The organism is Paraburkholderia sp. 2C (assembly GCF_054589215.1).
In genome coordinates this window covers 358,957-374,588 of record NZ_BAAILL010000036.1, presented here as the reverse complement: position 1 = coordinate 374,588, position 15,632 = coordinate 358,957, and the positions used below count along the sequence as shown (strand labels likewise).

Annotated in this window: 13 protein-coding genes and 4 tRNA genes; 10 read left to right on the top strand and 7 right to left on the bottom strand. The window is 64.6% G+C overall.

Annotated elements, in window-relative coordinates; genetic code table 11:
* Window positions 1-158: 158 nt before the first annotated feature.
* Complete coding sequence (locus ACYPXD_RS14305; RefSeq protein WP_459712278.1) at window positions 159-1,061, bottom strand: LysR family transcriptional regulator; 903 nt, start codon at window positions 1,059-1,061, stop codon at window positions 159-161.
* Window positions 1,062-1,227: 166 nt separating this feature from the next.
* On the opposite strand from ACYPXD_RS14305, the gene aceB reads away from it, so the two are divergent.
* Entirely contained in the window at window positions 1,228-2,820 is a 1,593-nt protein-coding gene (gene aceB, locus ACYPXD_RS14300; protein WP_459712275.1) for a malate synthase A, read from the top strand.
* Between the two features lie 106 nt (window positions 2,821-2,926).
* On the opposite strand, the gene ACYPXD_RS14295 is transcribed toward aceB, so the two are convergent.
* Entirely contained in the window at window positions 2,927-3,331 is a 405-nt protein-coding gene (locus tag ACYPXD_RS14295; RefSeq protein ID WP_459712272.1) for a gamma-glutamylcyclotransferase family protein, read from the bottom strand.
* Window positions 3,332-3,657: 326 nt separating this feature from the next.
* Here ACYPXD_RS14295 and ACYPXD_RS14290 point away from each other — a divergent pair, with 326 nt between their 5' ends.
* Window positions 3,658-4,563 (top strand): AraC family transcriptional regulator, encoded by a 906-nt coding sequence (locus tag ACYPXD_RS14290; protein ID WP_459712268.1) that lies wholly within the window; start codon window positions 3,658-3,660, stop codon window positions 4,561-4,563.
* On the opposite strand, the gene ACYPXD_RS14285 is transcribed toward ACYPXD_RS14290, so the two are convergent.
* The 5 genes from ACYPXD_RS14285 to ACYPXD_RS14265 all read right to left on the bottom strand — a co-directional run bounded on the left by ACYPXD_RS14285 (window position 4,564) and on the right by ACYPXD_RS14265 (window position 5,803).
* Window positions 4,564-5,028 (bottom strand): GNAT family N-acetyltransferase, encoded by a 465-nt coding sequence (locus ACYPXD_RS14285; RefSeq protein ID WP_075156839.1) that lies wholly within the window; start codon window positions 5,026-5,028, stop codon window positions 4,564-4,566. It abuts the gene before it with no gap.
* Window positions 5,029-5,221: 193 nt separating this feature from the next.
* Window positions 5,222-5,298: transfer RNA gene (locus tag ACYPXD_RS14280), tRNA-Asp, on the bottom strand.
* Window positions 5,299-5,346: 48 nt separating this feature from the next.
* Window positions 5,347-5,422: transfer RNA gene (locus tag ACYPXD_RS14275), tRNA-Glu, on the bottom strand.
* Window positions 5,423-5,549: 127 nt separating this feature from the next.
* Window positions 5,550-5,626 (bottom strand) — tRNA-Asp (locus tag ACYPXD_RS14270).
* A gap of 101 nt (window positions 5,627-5,727) precedes the next feature.
* Window positions 5,728-5,803 (bottom strand) — tRNA-Glu (locus tag ACYPXD_RS14265).
* Between the two features lie 501 nt (window positions 5,804-6,304).
* On the opposite strand from ACYPXD_RS14265, the gene ACYPXD_RS14260 reads away from it, so the two are divergent.
* The 8 genes from ACYPXD_RS14260 (at window position 6,305) to ACYPXD_RS14225 (ending at window position 15,609) form a co-directional block, all read left to right on the top strand.
* Window positions 6,305-6,745, top strand: coding sequence for a hypothetical protein (locus tag ACYPXD_RS14260; protein ID WP_459712265.1), 441 nt, complete (start codon window positions 6,305-6,307; stop codon window positions 6,743-6,745).
* A 173-nt stretch (window positions 6,746-6,918) separates the two neighbouring features.
* On the top strand, window positions 6,919-7,623 hold the full coding sequence (locus ACYPXD_RS14255; RefSeq protein ID WP_459712263.1) for a GntR family transcriptional regulator: 705 nt from the start codon (window positions 6,919-6,921) through the stop codon (window positions 7,621-7,623).
* A gap of 188 nt (window positions 7,624-7,811) precedes the next feature.
* On the top strand, window positions 7,812-8,630 hold the full coding sequence (locus ACYPXD_RS14250) for an SDR family oxidoreductase (RefSeq protein ID WP_459712260.1): 819 nt from the start codon (window positions 7,812-7,814) through the stop codon (window positions 8,628-8,630).
* Window positions 8,631-8,781: 151 nt separating this feature from the next.
* Entirely contained in the window at window positions 8,782-9,714 is a 933-nt protein-coding gene (locus ACYPXD_RS14245) for a beta-keto acid cleavage family enzyme (RefSeq protein ID WP_459712257.1), read from the top strand.
* A 44-nt stretch (window positions 9,715-9,758) separates the two neighbouring features.
* On the top strand, window positions 9,759-10,529 hold the full coding sequence (locus tag ACYPXD_RS14240; protein ID WP_459713316.1) for an N-acyl homoserine lactonase family protein: 771 nt from the start codon (window positions 9,759-9,761) through the stop codon (window positions 10,527-10,529).
* 117 nt (window positions 10,530-10,646) lie between these two features.
* Window positions 10,647-11,798: a sugar ABC transporter substrate-binding protein gene (locus ACYPXD_RS14235; protein ID WP_459712255.1), complete on the top strand. Its 1,152-nt coding sequence runs from the start codon at window positions 10,647-10,649 to the stop codon at window positions 11,796-11,798.
* A gap of 112 nt (window positions 11,799-11,910) precedes the next feature.
* Complete coding sequence (locus tag ACYPXD_RS14230; protein WP_459712253.1) at window positions 11,911-13,440, top strand: sugar ABC transporter ATP-binding protein; 1,530 nt, start codon at window positions 11,911-11,913, stop codon at window positions 13,438-13,440.
* A 57-nt stretch (window positions 13,441-13,497) separates the two neighbouring features.
* Complete coding sequence (locus ACYPXD_RS14225) at window positions 13,498-15,609, top strand: ABC transporter permease (RefSeq protein ID WP_459712250.1); 2,112 nt, start codon at window positions 13,498-13,500, stop codon at window positions 15,607-15,609.
* Window positions 15,610-15,632: the final 23 nt, after the last annotated feature.

Sequence of the window (15,632 nt, the reverse complement as noted above, 5' to 3'; positions counted from 1 at the left end):
GCGGCGGCGGAAGGCCTGCTGAGACGATTGTAGTGCGCCGAAATAACCCACACGCGGCGTTTGAGGGTCAGTCCGAATATCGGAAACCCGCGCGGCGCGCACTTCGATGCATGACGCACGATTCGGCAGGACAGCGAACCTCGTCGCTCGCCTTCGCGTCATTGCCAGTAGTCGGGTTCGGCGTAGGTCTCCTTAAGAAAGTCGAGAAAGAGCCGCACGCGCAACGGCATATGGCGGCGCTGCGCGAACACCGCGTGGATGCCGATCGGCGGTGCGGCAAATGCGTCGAGCACGGTGACGAGACGCCCCGCGGCGAGATCGGCGCCGACCTCCCACCAGGACCGCCACGCGAGCCCGTAGCCGGCGAGGCACCACTCGTGCAGCACGGCACCGTCCGAACACTCCATCGTGCCCGATACCTTGATCGTGGCGATCTTGCCGTCCTGCTCGAACATCCAGCCGCGCTGCTGGTTTGCGCTCGCCGCGAGCGCGAGACAGTTGTGCTGCGCGAGTTCGGCGAGCGTCTGCGGCGTGCCGCGCCGCGTCAGATACAGCGGCGCTGCCACACAGACGCGCCGGTTCTCGCCGAGGCGCAGCGAGACGAGCGACGAATCGGGCAATTCGCCGAGACGCACCGCACAGTCGAACCCTTCGTTGACGAGGTCGATGAGCCGGTCGGACAGATCGAGCGTGACCGTGACGTCGGGATGCGCGGCGGTGAAGGCGGCAACGAGCGGCGCGACGTGGCGCCGCCCGAAGCCCGCGGGCGCCGAGACGCGCAGATGGCCGCTCGCCTTGACGCCGCCTGCGGATACGCTCGCTTCCGCGTTGTTCATGTCGTTGAGGATGCGCTGACAGTCCTCGAGAAACGCCGAGCCTTCGAACGTCAGCGTAATGCGGCGCGTCGTGCGCACGAACAGCTTGACGCCGAGCCGCTCCTCGAGCGCATCGATGCGGCGGCCGATGATGGCGGGCGCCACGCCTTCGACCTGCGCGGCCGCCGACAGACTGCCGCGCGCGGCAACGGTGGCAAAGGTTTCGATCTGCTTGAAGCGGTCCATCGAGCGATGCGCGCTGGCACTGCAGCGCGCCCAGAAATGGCGAATCGCCCCAGATTAGGTGGATGGAAGTAAAAGATCAAGTGACGTCTGTCGTCTTTTCAAACCTATTCAGTCATTAATAAAATTATTTTCTGAATCTGCAGCCCGACCGACCCAGGAGAAAACCATGGCGCACCCACTGCCGCTCCCGCAGGGGATGAACATCACCGGTAACATCAAGCCCGGTTTCGAAACGATTCTGACGCGCGAAGCACTCGAACTCGTCGCCCAGTTGCATCGCGCGTTCGAGCCGCGCCGCCGCGAACTGCTCGCCGCGCGTGCCGAACGCGTCAAACGGCTCGACCAGGGCGAACGCCCCGATTTTCTCGCGCACACGAAATCGATCCGCGAAGCGGACTGGACCATCGCGCCGCTGCCGAAAGATCTCGAATGCCGGCGTGTGGAGATCACCGGCCCGGTCGAACGCAAGATGGTCATCAATGCGCTGAACTCGGGCGCCGATTCGTATATGACCGACTTCGAAGATTCGAATGCGCCGAGCTGGGACAACCAGATCACCGGCCATATCAATCTGAAAGACGCGGTGCGCCGCACGATTTCGCTCGAGCAGAACGGCAAGACGTATCGGCTCAACGATAAGGTGGCGACGCTGATCGTGCGTCCGCGCGGCTGGCATCTCGACGAGAAGCATGTGACGGCGGACGGCGCGCGTGTGTCGGGCGGCATCTTCGATTTCGCGCTGTTCCTGTTTCATAACGCGAAGGAATTGCTCGCGCGCGGCAGCGGCCCGTATTTCTACCTGCCGAAGCTCGAAAGCCATCTCGAGGCACGGTTGTGGAACGACCTTTTTATCGCCGCGCAGGAAGCGGTCGGCGTACCGCGCGGCTCGATCCGCGCGACTGTGCTGGTCGAGACGATTCTCGCCGCGTTCGAAATGGACGAAATCCTGTACGAGCTGCGCGAACACAGCTCGGGCCTCAACGCGGGCCGCTGGGACTACATCTTTTCGGCGATCAAGAAGTTCAGGAACGATCAGGACTTCTGCCTTGCCGACCGCGCGCAGATCACGATGACGGTGCCGTTCATGCGCGCCTATGCGCTCGAGTTGCTGAAAACCTGTCACCGCCGCCATGCGCCGGCGATCGGCGGCATGAGCGCGTTGATTCCGATCAAAAGCGACGCGGCCGCCAACGAAAAAGCGATGGCCGGGGTGCGCGCGGACAAGGCGCGCGACGCGACCGACGGCTACGATGGCGGCTGGGTCGCGCATCCGGGGCTCGTGCCGATCGCGATGGAAGAGTTCGTCAAGGTGCTCGGCGACCGGCCGAATCAGATCGGCAAGCAACGCGCGGACGTCAACGTGACGGCAACCGATCTGCTCGACTTCCGTCCCGAAGCGCCGATCACCGAAGCAGGCTTGCGCAACAACATCAACGTCGGCATTCACTACCTCGGTTCCTGGCTCGCGGGCAATGGCTGCGTGCCGATTCACAATCTGATGGAAGATGCGGCGACCGCCGAGATCTCGCGCTCGCAGGTGTGGCAATGGATCCGCTCGTCGAAGGGCACGCTCGACGACGGGCGCAAGGTGACTGCGGAACTCGTGCGGGCGCTGACGACGCAGGAACTCGAGAAGGTCAAAGCGGTGGTTGGCGGCGACACGAAAACATACGATCGCGCGGCGCAGATTTTCGGCGAAATGTCGACGTCGGCGAATTTCACCGAGTTTTTGACGTTGCCGCTTTATGAGGAGATTTGACGCGCGGGCGGCTTCGATTCAACGCTGATTCAGCGTCGGATCAACGGCGCCGTGGGCAGTCGCTGCTCACGGCACCGTTTGTCTTTGTGACCGGTGTTGGTGCGATTTATCCGCGCGTGCGCCGGTACGCGACCCAATCGCCCGAACCGATCTCCGGCAGCCCTTCCACTGCATGGCGCTGCACCGGATAGTAAAGGCAAGGCAGCGCCGCGCCGTTGACGTCGATCGTCACCTCCTGCGGCATGAAAAGGCCCGTCTCGCCCGGATAGACCTGCTCGATCTCGTCGAGCACGGACACGAGACGCTCGTCGATCTGATAGACGTCGCCCTTCACGTGAATGCCGTCGTTGTCGGGCACGAGGCCCGGATAACTGCCGAAATCGAACAGCCGGCCGCGTATCGAGGCCTCGCCGACCAGAATCGGCATCGCAAGCGCGCTGCGCGCGGCAGCCTTGCCGATGTCGTTCACTTCACCGGCGCGCAAGGTGCCGTATACGAACACGTATCGCATAGCCCCAGGTTCCTCCGTCGTCAGATGAAGACCGCAATGAATGACGCGTACTATCGTGCGCGAGGTGCGCGAGTCGGGGGCGCGAGTCGGGCGCCTCGGTCGGCAACTCAGCGGCAAGGTTGGCAATGCGTTGCCAACGCAGCGGTCAACGAACCGGCAGCCATTATGCCTCGCGGTGCGCCCAGCGATCGGCGACGCGCACATGCTCCTGGTATCGATGTGCCGCGTGCGCCGCCCCGACATGTCAGGCTTGCGATGCCGAGCCTCTACAATATGCATTACCGTCGCGCGACCCGCTCATCCTGCTCGCGCCCACTACGCACACCATGATCGAGCCCACGAAACCTGTTCTGTCCGAGCGCGTCGACTTCGCCGATATTCCGCCCGAATTCGCGCCGACGCCGCAGCATCCGATCCGCGTGCGCTCGCGGCCGATGCCAGCCGGCGTGCGCGTCGCGCGCCACACGCACGCGTGGGCGCAAGTCGCCTACGCATCGCGCGGCGTGCTGCGCATGACGACCGTCGGCACCACATGGATGGTGCCGCCGTCGCGCGCGATCTGGGTGCCGCCGCATGTGCTGCACGAAGTCACGATCGTCGAAGAGGCGTTCTTGCGCACGCTCTACGTGTACGAAGACGCGGTGCCGCCCGCGCTCGATACGTGCCGTGTGGTCGAGGTATCGGGGTTGCTGCGCGAAGTGATTGCGGCGCTCGATACGCCGGGTCTCGCTCCCGCGCGCGAACGGCTGCTCGGCTCGCTCGCCCTCGATGAAATCATTCGCTCGGAGCCGCTGCCGCTCGCGGTGCCGATGCCGACCGAAAAGCGTCTGCGCGCGCTCTGCGAAGCGGTGCTCGCCGACCCGGCCGCCACCGATTCGCTCGAACGTTCGGCGTCGGCCGTCGGGGCGAGCACGCGCACGATCGCGCGGCTCTTTCGGCAAGAACTCGGCGTGAGCTTTTCACAATGGCGCCAGCAAGCGGTGCTGGCGCGCGCGATTCCGCTCTTGAGCCAGGGGCGGCCGCTAGCGCAGGTCGCGCAGGCGCTCGGCTACCAGAGCCAGAGCGCGTTTTCGGCGATGTTCCGCCGGCAATTCGGCGAAAGCCCGCGCGCGTTTATCGTGCGCGGCGCCGAGCATCGCGAGGCGAATGGCGAGGAGATCTCGGACGCGGAGCCGATGCTTGCGGACAACGAATCTGAAGACGCCGCGCTACCGGATCGCGCGGCAAGCTGATCAAACCCGCCGCGCCATATGGCGAATCGAGCCGAGCTGCGCGAGACGCGGCCCGGCCAGCCGATAGCCCATGCGCTGATAGAGCCGCGCGGCCGGATTATCGACGAATACCCGCAACTGCAGTTCGCGCAATCCGCGCGCGCGCGCCCAGCGGTGCGACACGTTCAGCAGATAGGTCCCCGCGCCGCGCCGCCGGTGCCCTTCCGCGATCTGCACATCGCGAATATGCAGCGAGTCGCCTTCTTCGGTAATGCGCAGGACGCCGATGCGTTCGCCGTCGGCTTCGAGAATGAAGTTTTCCGATTCGCGCCAGCTCGCGAGGAACAGATCGCCGCGCCAGACCAGATGATGACGACGGTAGTAGCCGCCCATGTTGTTGCGCGTGAGCGCCTCCGCGAACGGGAAGTCGTCCATGCTGGCCTCGCGTAACTGGAACGGGCACGGTTCTTCGGTGGGGTCGAGCATGCTTGCTTGCGGCAATCGGGTGGATTCGGCAGGGTGCGATCACGTTAAGATACCCCGGACCGGCTGACAATGGCTGATTGCCCGACGAATGCCCCGGCGTTCGGGTCGGACAGCGAATCATGCCAGGCCGGAAAGCAAACGAAGCCGCACAAAGCAAAAAGCCCGCTGACGGATCAGCGGGCTTTCTCTTGACTGGCGGAGCGGACGGGACTCGAACCCGCGACCCCCGGCGTGACAGGCCGGTATTCTAACCGACTGAACTACCGCTCCAGTACTGCGCGTTACCCCGCGGAAGTCGGTATTTCCGCGGTTGATGTCTGGCGTCCCCTAGGGGATTCGAACCCCTGTACTCACCGTGAAAGGGTGATGTCCTAGGCCTCTAGACGAAGGGGACATACGCTACTGCGACTACGCTTACACCTTTAATGAAAAAGCCCGTTGAGGCGCTCCTTCGACGCGCACCCTAACGGGCTTTCATTCTGGCTTAAACCCAACTTGGCTCAAACCAAGTGGTTTAAAGCTGGCGGAGTGGACGGGACTCGAACCCGCGACCCCCGGCGTGACAGGCCGGTATTCTAACCGACTGAACTACCACTCCAGTCTTTCTACCTTGCTTGCGAGCGTCGGTTAATTCCCGCAAGTTGCGCTGCCTGCAATATAGGCGCTGCACCGCCCTTACCGCAAACCACGCCGATATTCTGGCGTCCCCTAGGGGATTCGAACCCCTGTACTCACCGTGAAAGGGTGATGTCCTAGGCCTCTAGACGAAGGGGACATAATCTTTACAGATTTGTCGCACACCATCTGCTGCAAACTGCGGCGGCTTGACAGCTACCACCGGCTTTCCTCGCTTATTTTCTGCTAACTTCTGACTGGCGAAACAGCGAAGAACGCCATTCTAACTGGCTCACCATGCTTTGTGAAGCGCTTTTTACTACAAGTTCCGCGGTTTTTAAGCGACTTTTACCGGCAGAGCGCGCTTTAACTTCACAAAGTTCTGCTGCGTCAGCGAAGCCTGCGATTATACGCAGCAGTCTTGCTGCCAGGCAAGCGATTTTGACAGCATGCTGAACATTCCACACCGACCCGCACGATCGTCATCCTAAGCGCAGTTCCGACCGCAATGCCACTGGCAGTCAACTAACCTGACAACCTGGGAACACTGCCCGCCGCCGCAAATCACTAAGCTTTGATTCGATCAGCATCGGAGCCGGCGCCACGCACGGCCGACTGCGACTCTCGCGAAACAGGAATGGCAAACCGACCGACGGAATCGATGAAGGCTACGAACGCTATCAAGGCGACGAACGCGACGGCAGCGGCGACGGCGGCGAGCCGGATCGACGCCCGTCACCTGACCGGCCTCGAGCTTGCGCAAGACGGCTCGCGCTTCACGCTGCAAGGCGTCGACGGCGGCGGCGCCGACTGGTCGCTGCATCTGCCGAGCGACTGCCTGCAGCAATTAATCCTCACGCTGCCGAACCTCGCGTTGAAGGCGATGCGCGCGCAGCACAACGACGACACCCTGCGCATCGTCTACCCCGCGTACACGTGCACGGTCGAACTTGCGAGCGACCAGCGGACCTTCATCCTGACGCTGCGTACCGAAGACGGATTTCACGTGTCCTTCGGGCTCTCCGCCGAGCAATGCGAAACGATCGGCGACAGCCCGCGTCGCGCCAAGCTGATGTCGAACCGGCTGACGCCTCCGTCGTAGCGCGACGCCCGGACACGCCGCCCCAGGCACACCACACCGGCCACGCCACCCAGGCGCTCCGCGTTTTCCCTCAGTTGACGCCTCCGGCGGCGCCGCGCAGACTGCATCTCAACAAGTGTGATCACAGGTCACACATCGCAATCAGTCTGCATAGGACGCGCCGGAGGAAAGCCATGACAACCCGCGTAGCGACAAAAGAATTGCCGCCGCTCGAGCTCGTGGCAAGAGACACGATGGCCGGCCGCGTCTACGCGCAATTGCGCGAAGCGATCATGACCGGCCGCTTTGCGCCGGGCCAGTTGCTGAGCCTGCGCGGCGTCGCCGACGCTGTCGGATCGTCGACGATGCCCGTGCGCGCCGCGCTCACGCGGCTGCAAGCCGAAGGCGCGCTGATCGACGGCCCCGGCCGCGCGCTGATGGTGCCGCCGATGACGCTCGAGCTGCTCGAAGAGCTGCGCGACGTGCGCATCGCGCTCGAAGGCTGCGTCGCCGCGCGCGCCGCGACGCGCATGTCGCAGGCGCATCTCGCCGCGCTGCAGGACGTGTTCGACACGATGGACGCGCATGTCGAAGCCGGCGAGGTCGGCGCCTACCTCGGCAGCAATTTCGAATTCCACGTGGCGATCTACACGCATGGCGCGAGCGAAGTGACGCTCGCGACGATCCAGAACCTGTGGATGCGCATCGGCCCGTTCCTCAACCTCGTCGCGCCCGACATTCCGCATATGCGGCGCTCGATGGATGCGCACCGCAAGATCGTCGAAGCGCTGTGGCGCGGCGACGGCGAAGGTGCGCGCGCAGGCATCGCGCAGGACATCGGCGAAGCGGCCGACGATTTGCGCGAGCGGCTGATCGAACAGCAGGAAGCAAGCGCCTGACCGGACACGCGCGCGCCGGTGTGCATCGAACGCCGCACGCGCGGCCGCGCCGGCTCGCGGCACATGCATACCGAAGTCGAAGTATCGCGTAGTAGCCCGAAGCGTTGTAAGCAATCGTTGCAGATCGTTGTGGTGCAACGCAAACGCGGCGGGTCATCACTCATACGAATAACGACGGAGACGACAGCATGACCGTTCTATCAATGTTGACGCCGCGCGCGGGCCTGCGCGTGCTGGTGACCGGAGGCGCCTCCGGCATCGGCCTCGCGATCGCGCAGGCGTTCGTCGAAACAGGTGCTCGCGTGCACGTATGCGACGCGAGCGAGCAGATCATCGACGCGCTGCAACGTTCGCAGGAGCAGGCGTCCGATAAGCGCAAACCCTCCCCCATCACCGCCACCCTCGCGGACGTCGCGGACCGTCACGCTGTCGAGCGCGTCTTCGACGACGTCGCCAGACAGCTCGGCGGCCTCGATGTGCTCGTCAATAACGCGGGCATCGCCGGCCCGACCGGCGGCGTCGACGAGATCGACGTCGGCGAATGGGAACAGACCGTCGAGATCAATCTGAACGCGCAGTTCTACTTTGCGCGCCGCGCGGTGCCGCTCCTGCGCGACGCGCGCGACGGCGGCTCGATCGTTGCGTTGTCGTCGGTGGCGGGACGCCTCGGCTACGCGTATCGCACGCCCTACTCCGCGACCAAATGGGCGATCGTCGGCCTCACGAAAAGCCTCGCCATCGAGCTCGGCCCGTCCGGCATCCGCGTCAATACGATCCAGCCCGGCATCGTCAAAGGGCCGCGTATCGAGCGCGTGATCGCCGCGCGCGCCCAGCAGCTCAATCTGTCGTACGAAGAAATGGAGCGGCGCTATCTCGACAAGATCTCGTTGCGCCGGATGACGACACCGGAGGAAGTCGCCGCCACCGCGCTCTTCTTGTGTTCGCCCGCCGGCATGGGCATTTCCGGTCAGGCGATCTCGGTGTGCGGCAACGTCGAAGTGCTGTAGCGCCTGTTTCTCTTTCGCCTGTCGAACCCGCTGCGTAGCAAGGCAACCACGCGCAGTATCGAAACACAACAGCGAAACGCAACAACGAAACACAGCAACCGAGCACAGCAACCGAGCACAGCAACGAAGCCCGACGAAACCCGAGGACAACATGGCATCCAAGCGTAAAGTCATCATCACCTGCGCGCCGACCGGCGCGATCCACACACCGTCGATGTCGCCGTATCTGCCGGTCACGCCGAAGCAAATCGCCGACGCAGCGCTCGCCGCGGCCAAAGAAGGCGCCGCGATTCTGCATCTGCACGCGCGCGACCCGAACGACGGCCATCCGACCCAGGACCCGGCCGTGTTTCAGGAATTCCTGCCGCGCATCAAGGCCGAAACCGACGCAGTGATCAATCTGACGACCGGCGGCAGCCCGCATATGACGGTTGCCGAGCGGCTGCGCCCCGCGCATCACTTCAAGCCCGAGGTCGCGTCGCTGAATATGGGCTCGATGAATTTCGGCCTGTATCCGATGCTCGCGCGCTACAAGGACCTGAAGCACGACTGGGAACGCCAGCACCTCGAAAAAAGCCGCGACCTCGTATTCAAGAACACGTTCGCCGATATCGAATACATCCTGACCTCGTGCAGCGACAACGGCACGCGCTTCGAGCACGAGTGCTACGACATTTCGCACCTGTACAACCTCGCGCATTTCGTCGACCGCGGGCTCGTCAAGCCGCCGTTCTTCGTGCAAAGCGTTTTTGGCCTGCTGGGCGGTATCGGCGCGCATCCCGAAGACCTCGCGCATATGCGCCGCACCGCCGACCGCCTGTTCGGCAACGACTATGTGTGGTCGATTCTCGGCGCCGGCCGCAATCAGCTTCCGCTCGCGTCGATGGGCGTCGCGCAGGGCTCGCACGCGCGCGTCGGTCTCGAGGACTCGCTGTGGATCGCGCCCGGCAAGCTCGCCGAATCGAGCGCCGCGCAGGTGCTGAAGATCCGTCAGGTTATCGAAGGTTTGTCGCTCGAAGTCGCGACGCCGGCCGAAGCGCGCGCGATGCTCAAGCTCAAGGGCGCGAACGAAGTCAATTTCTGATTGCGGAGACGAGCGTGGCTACTCCCGAACTGAAGGTCGTCGCGATGCCGACCGGCTGGCTCACCGTCGACCATTCGTCGCTGGTCTATGCGCGCCACTACGGCCAGCAGATCCGCATTCCGGTGTGGTCGACCGCGATCGTCGGCGCGGAGAAGAAGATCGTGGTCGATACCGGCATTCACGATCCCGCCTGGGTCAGCAGCTTTATCTGCCCGTGCGATCAGGCGCCCGAGGAACGGCTCGAACGCGCGCTGAAGGAATACGTCGGCTGGCTCGCCGACGATGTGGATATCGTGATCAACACGCACCTGCATTACGACCACTCGGGCGGCAACACGCTGTTTCGCAACGCGCGCTTTATCGTGCAGCAGATCGAATGGGAATACGCGGGGCGGCCGCTGCCGACGCAAGCGTCGTTCTACCAGGAGTTCCTGATCGGCCGCGAACCGATCGCGTGGTTCCGTTGGCAGTTCGTCAACGGCATTGCCGATATCGTGCCCGGCGTGCGCGTGATTCCGACGCCGGGTCATACGCCGGGGCACCAGTCGATTGCAGTGAACACGGCCGAAGGCATCGTCGTCATTACCGGCGATTGCGCGAACTGCATGGAGAACATCGTCGATGGCGTGCCGGTCGGCATCGTGTACGAGACCGCGGCTGAGCTCGCGTCGCTCAAACGGATCCGGCAGATCGCCGACATCGTGATTCCCGGGCATGACCCGGACGTCGTGCCCGGTTCGGCAGGGCTGCGTCTGCCCGCTGCGGCACGCGTGCCGCATGTCGAAAACACGGCGGTGCAACCGTCAACCACCTGAAACCTCGCAGCAGCAAACCGCAGCAACGCAGCAACAGCAGCAGCAGCACGACAAACAACGATAACCGAAGAAAACACAACGTAAGAACCATAACCTTTGCAGGATCTGGAGGCAGACATGAACGTTTTGACGCACATCCTTGGTCGTGCGGGGCGGCTGCTACGCGGCGCCGCGCTAGGCGCGACGCTCACGGCCGCCTGTATCGGCGGGCTCACGCTGTCGCAGAGCGCCGCGGCCGCCGGCAAGTACAAGATCTTCCTGTCGATGAGCTACGTCGGCAACGACTGGCAAACCGAAGCGGCGAACATGATCAAGGCGATGGCCGCGACGCCCGCGTTGAAGGACAAGGTCGACCTCGAAGTGCAGGTCGCCGGCACCGACGCGCAAAAACAGATCCAGCAGATCAATTCGATGGTGCAGGCCGGCGCGAAGGCGATCGTCATCTATCCGATCTCGCCGACCGCGCTCAATCGCGCGATCAAGAACGCGTGCTCGAAGGGCGTGGTGGTGGTTGCGTACGACGGCGAAGTCACCGAGCCGTGCGCGCACAACGTCGCGATCGACCAGCATCAGGCCGGCCGCGTCACGGCCGAGTGGCTGGCGAAGACGCTGAACGGCAAGGGCAACATCGTGATGATCACCGGCGTGCCGGGCACCTCGGTCGACCGCGAGCGCACCGAAGCCGCCAAGGAAGTATTCGCGAAGTATCCGGGCATCAAGATCATCGCGGAAGGCACCGGCATGTGGAGCCAGGCGACCGCGAAGACCGAACTGTCGAAGATTCTCGCGACAAACAGCTGGGACAAGATCGATGGCTTGTGGATGCAGGTCGGCTGCTTCACGGCCGCATCGATGCAGCTCGACGCCGGCGTTGCCGACGACAGGATCAAGCCGTGCGCGGGCGAATCGTCGAATGGCCACCGCGTGCAGATGCTGCCGCCCGGCAGCGTGAAGGGCGAAGGCGCGTATCGCGCGATCGGCTACCGCTCGATCTCGTATGGCGCGCCGCCCTACTCCGGCGCGATGGCGCTCAAGCTCGCAGTGCAGAAGCTCGACGGCAAGGACTTCCCCGCGCGCGTGACGCTGAAGCTTCCGCTCGTCGAAACCGCGCAATCGAAGCTGTGCCAGAGCGGCTCGATCGACGAATTGCGCGCGGGCTGCACGGCGTTCCCGCCGGACAAGGTGCCGCCGGGCTGGTTCGCGGACATCTATTCGGAAGAGACGCGCGAAGTCGGCTTCAATGCGGCGTTACACGGCACGCCTGACTAAGCCCCGCATCGTCGTGTCCGCGCCGGCGGGCACGACGATGCCAAACCCGCACACGGTCGACGCAAGAGCAGCACGCGCCACCCGCAGTCACGGAGTCCACACGATGACGGTCATGACCGAATCTCGCGAAGCCCACGCGGATCACTGGGCGATCGACGTCGCGCACGTCACGAAACGCTTCGGCGCGACGGTCGCGCTGAACAACGCGTCGTTTCGCGTGCGGCGCGGCGCCGTGCATGCGCTGCTCGGCGAAAACGGCGCGGGCAAGTCGACCACGGTCAAGCTGCTGTCCGGCCTGATCCGCCCCGACGAAGGCCGCATCGCGATACTCGGCCGCGACGTGCAGATGCGCGAGCCGAAGGACGCGCATCGCGCGGGCGTGCAGACCGCGTTTCAGGAGATGACGCTGGTGCGCGACCTCACGGTCGCGCAGAACCTGCTGCTCGGCGACGAGCCGTCCGGGCTGCTCGGCCGCATCAAACGCGCCGAAGCGCAGCGCCGCGTCGCGCAGTGGCTCGACAAGCTCGAACTGACCGACGTGCGTCCCGGCACGTATGTACGCGACCTCTCGCTGCCGGTGCGGCAAAAAATCGAAATCGCGAAAGCCATGGTGCGCGCCCCGCAGGTGCTGCTGCTCGACGAGCCGACCTCCGCGCTATCGGGCCGCGACGTTGCGTGGCTCGCGCGCCGCATCGACGAAATGAAGGCGCGCGGCGTCACCTTCGTGTTTATCTCGCACCGCATGCAGGAGGTGCGCGAGTTCTGCGACAGCCTCACGATCTATCGCAACGGCCGCGATGTCGGCGCATTCGAAACAAAGGACATTTCCGACGACGAAGTGATCCGCCTCGTGATCGGCCGCTCGATGGAAGCGAAGTACCCGCCGAAAACGCCGCCCACCTTCACCGCGCCCTCGCCCGCGCTCGAGTTGCGCAACGTGCGTGTCGATGGTGTGGTCGACGACTTCAGCCTCACGCTGAAAGCCGGCGAAGTGCACGGCATCGCCGCGTTGCAAGGCATGGGACAGCGCGAGCTGTTCGAGGCGCTGTTCGGCGCCGAATACATCGACGCGGGCCAGATGCTCGTCGACGGCAAGCCCGTCACCTTGACGTCGACCGCCGATTCGCTGAAGGCCGGTGTCGCAACGAGCCTTTTGCCCGAAGACCGCAAAACCGAAGGCCTGTTCCTGCGCCTGCCCGGCGGCGAAAACATCTCGCTGCCGGTCATCGAGCGCTATACGCGCTTCGGCCTGATCGACCGCAAGCGCGAACGCGCGGCGATCGAACGCGTGCTCGCGCAGATGGAAGTGAACCCGCGCGCGGTCTACAAGCCGTGCCTGTCGTTTTCCGGCGGCAATCAGCAGAAGATCGCGATGGCCAAGTGGCTGCTCACGCAAAGCCGCGTCTGGCTGATGTTCGACCCGACGCGCGGCATCGACGTCGGCACCAAGCATCAGATCTTCGTGCTGATGCGCGCGTTCGCGGCGGCGGGCGGCGCGGTGCTGTTCTATTCGACCGACGTGCCGGAACTCGTCAACGTCTGCGACCGCGTCTCGGTGATGTACCGCGGACGCAACGTCGCCGAGCTCGACGGCGACCGGCTGACCGAAGAAAACGTCATGCGCAGGATGCTGGCGAGCTAAACCGCGAGCACTACGCTTCGCGCGCGCAGCCCGCCCTTCAGGTGACAAGGAAACATCATGAGCAACGCAATCGCCTCTCCCGATAGCGAAGTCGTGCGGCCCGGCGCGCGCATCGGTATCGGCGCCCGCATCGATCATTATCGCGGCCTGATCATCGCGATCGGCGCGCTGGTCGCGATGCTGATCGCGTGGGTTGCGCTGTCCGCGACGCCGGTCGGCCTCTACGACATCGGCTCATTGATTTCGAGCGCCGCGACACTCGCGCTGGTCGCCATCGGCCAGACCATCGTCGTGCTGAGCGGCGGCTTCGATCTGTCCGCATCGGCCGTGCTGTCGCTCGCCAACGTGCTCGCGGTGCGCTTCGTGCACGGCACGCCCGTCGAGCAATGGGCGGGCGCTGCGCTGATCGTCGCGATCGGCGGCGGCGTCGGTTTCATCAACGGCGCGCTGATCGCCTGGTTCCGGCTGCAGTCGATCGTCGTTACGCTCGCGACGATGTTCATGGTGCAGGGTTTGACGCTGCTGATCCAGAACAAGCCGGGCGGCAGTGTCGGCGACCAGTTCTCGGGCTTCGTCACGTCCGATCTGATTCCGGACAAGCTGCCGATGTCGGCGGGCATCCTGATCGTCGCGCTGCTGGTGTGGGGGTTTATCCGGCGCACGCGTTTCGGCGTCGGCCTCTATGCGATCGGCAGCGATCCCGATAGCGCCTATGCGAACGGCGCGCCCGTCACGCGCTACCGCATTACGACCTATGTGATCGCCGGCATGTTCTATGCGCTCGCGGGCCTGTACGTGTCCGCGCAAACCGGCTCGGCCGATCCGCTCGTCGGACGCCCGCTGCTGCTGTCGATGTTCACCGCGGTCGTGCTCGGCGGCACGTGGCTCGGCGGCGGACGCGGCGGCTGTGTCGGCACCGTGTTCGCGGCGATGACGCTGATGGTGACCGTCAATATCCTGCTCGTGCTCAACGTGTCCGCATTCTTCACGACGATCGCCGAAGCATTGATCCTGATTCTCGCGGTGCTCGGCTCGTCGATCGGGAAGCAATCGGCTGCGCACGAAAGCGCGCGGCACGCGCTGCAGTGGTTCAAGGCGTGGCGCACGGGCACGCGAGCGCGACATGGCCGCAACGGACCCGATCGCGCGCGCCGCGTCGCGTTCGAAGTGGAGCACTTCAAACCGATCGCGAACACCGAGCTTTCCGGACGCTGGCTGACCGACTGGATCGAGCGCAATCGCGAGTGGGCGAAGTACATCGTGCCCGCGTATCTGCTGTTTTTCGGCGTCGTGGCGATGACCGGCGTGGTGTACGGGCCCGGCGTGCTCGTCAGTTCGAATTTCTACAGCAGCCTGCTCACGCTCACGTTGTTCCTCGCGATTCTCGGCCTCGGGCAGGGCGCGGTGATTCTGACCGGGGGCCTCGACCTGTCGGTGCCGTGGCTGATCACGATGTCGGGCGTGCTGCTCACGGGCTTCACGCATGGCGTCAACGAAGCCGCCTGGTGGGCCGTGCCCGCCGTGCTCGCCGCGGGTCTCGTGGTGGGCCTCTTCAACGGCATCGGCGTGGTCGTGCTCGGCTTGCCGCCGATCGTCGTGACGCTGGCGGCCAACGGCCTGCTGCAAGGCATCACGCTGATCTATTGCAACGGCTCGCCGCAAGGCTGGGCGCCATCGGCCATCAGCAGCTTCACGAACGACCGCGCGGGTCCGCTGTCGCTGGCCGCGTGGAGCGTGCCGCTCGTGCTCGCCGTCGCGCTGCTGCTGTTGCATCGCACGGCCTTCGGCCGGCGTGTGTATGCGGTCGGCAATTCGCCGGTCGCGGCGAAGCTGTCGGGCGTGCGCGTCGGTGCGACGCTCGTCGCCGTCTATTGTTTGTCGGCGCTGTGCTCGGCGATTGTCGGCGTGCTGCTCGCGGGCTTCAGCAGCCAGGCGTTTCTTGGGATGGGCGATCCGTATCTGCTGCCGTCGATCGCGGTGGTGGTGGTCGGCGGCGCGCTGATTACCGGCGGCCGCGGCCACTATCTCGGCGTGTTCGGCGGCGCGCTGCTGCTCACGGCGCTCGGCACGCTGCTCGCGGGCACCACCGTGCCGCCCGCGGTGCGCGACATCATTAACGGGCTGGTCGTGCTCGCGGCGGTAATTACGTTGCGCGATCGTAAGGGATAAGACCCGGGGATAAGACTCGGGGA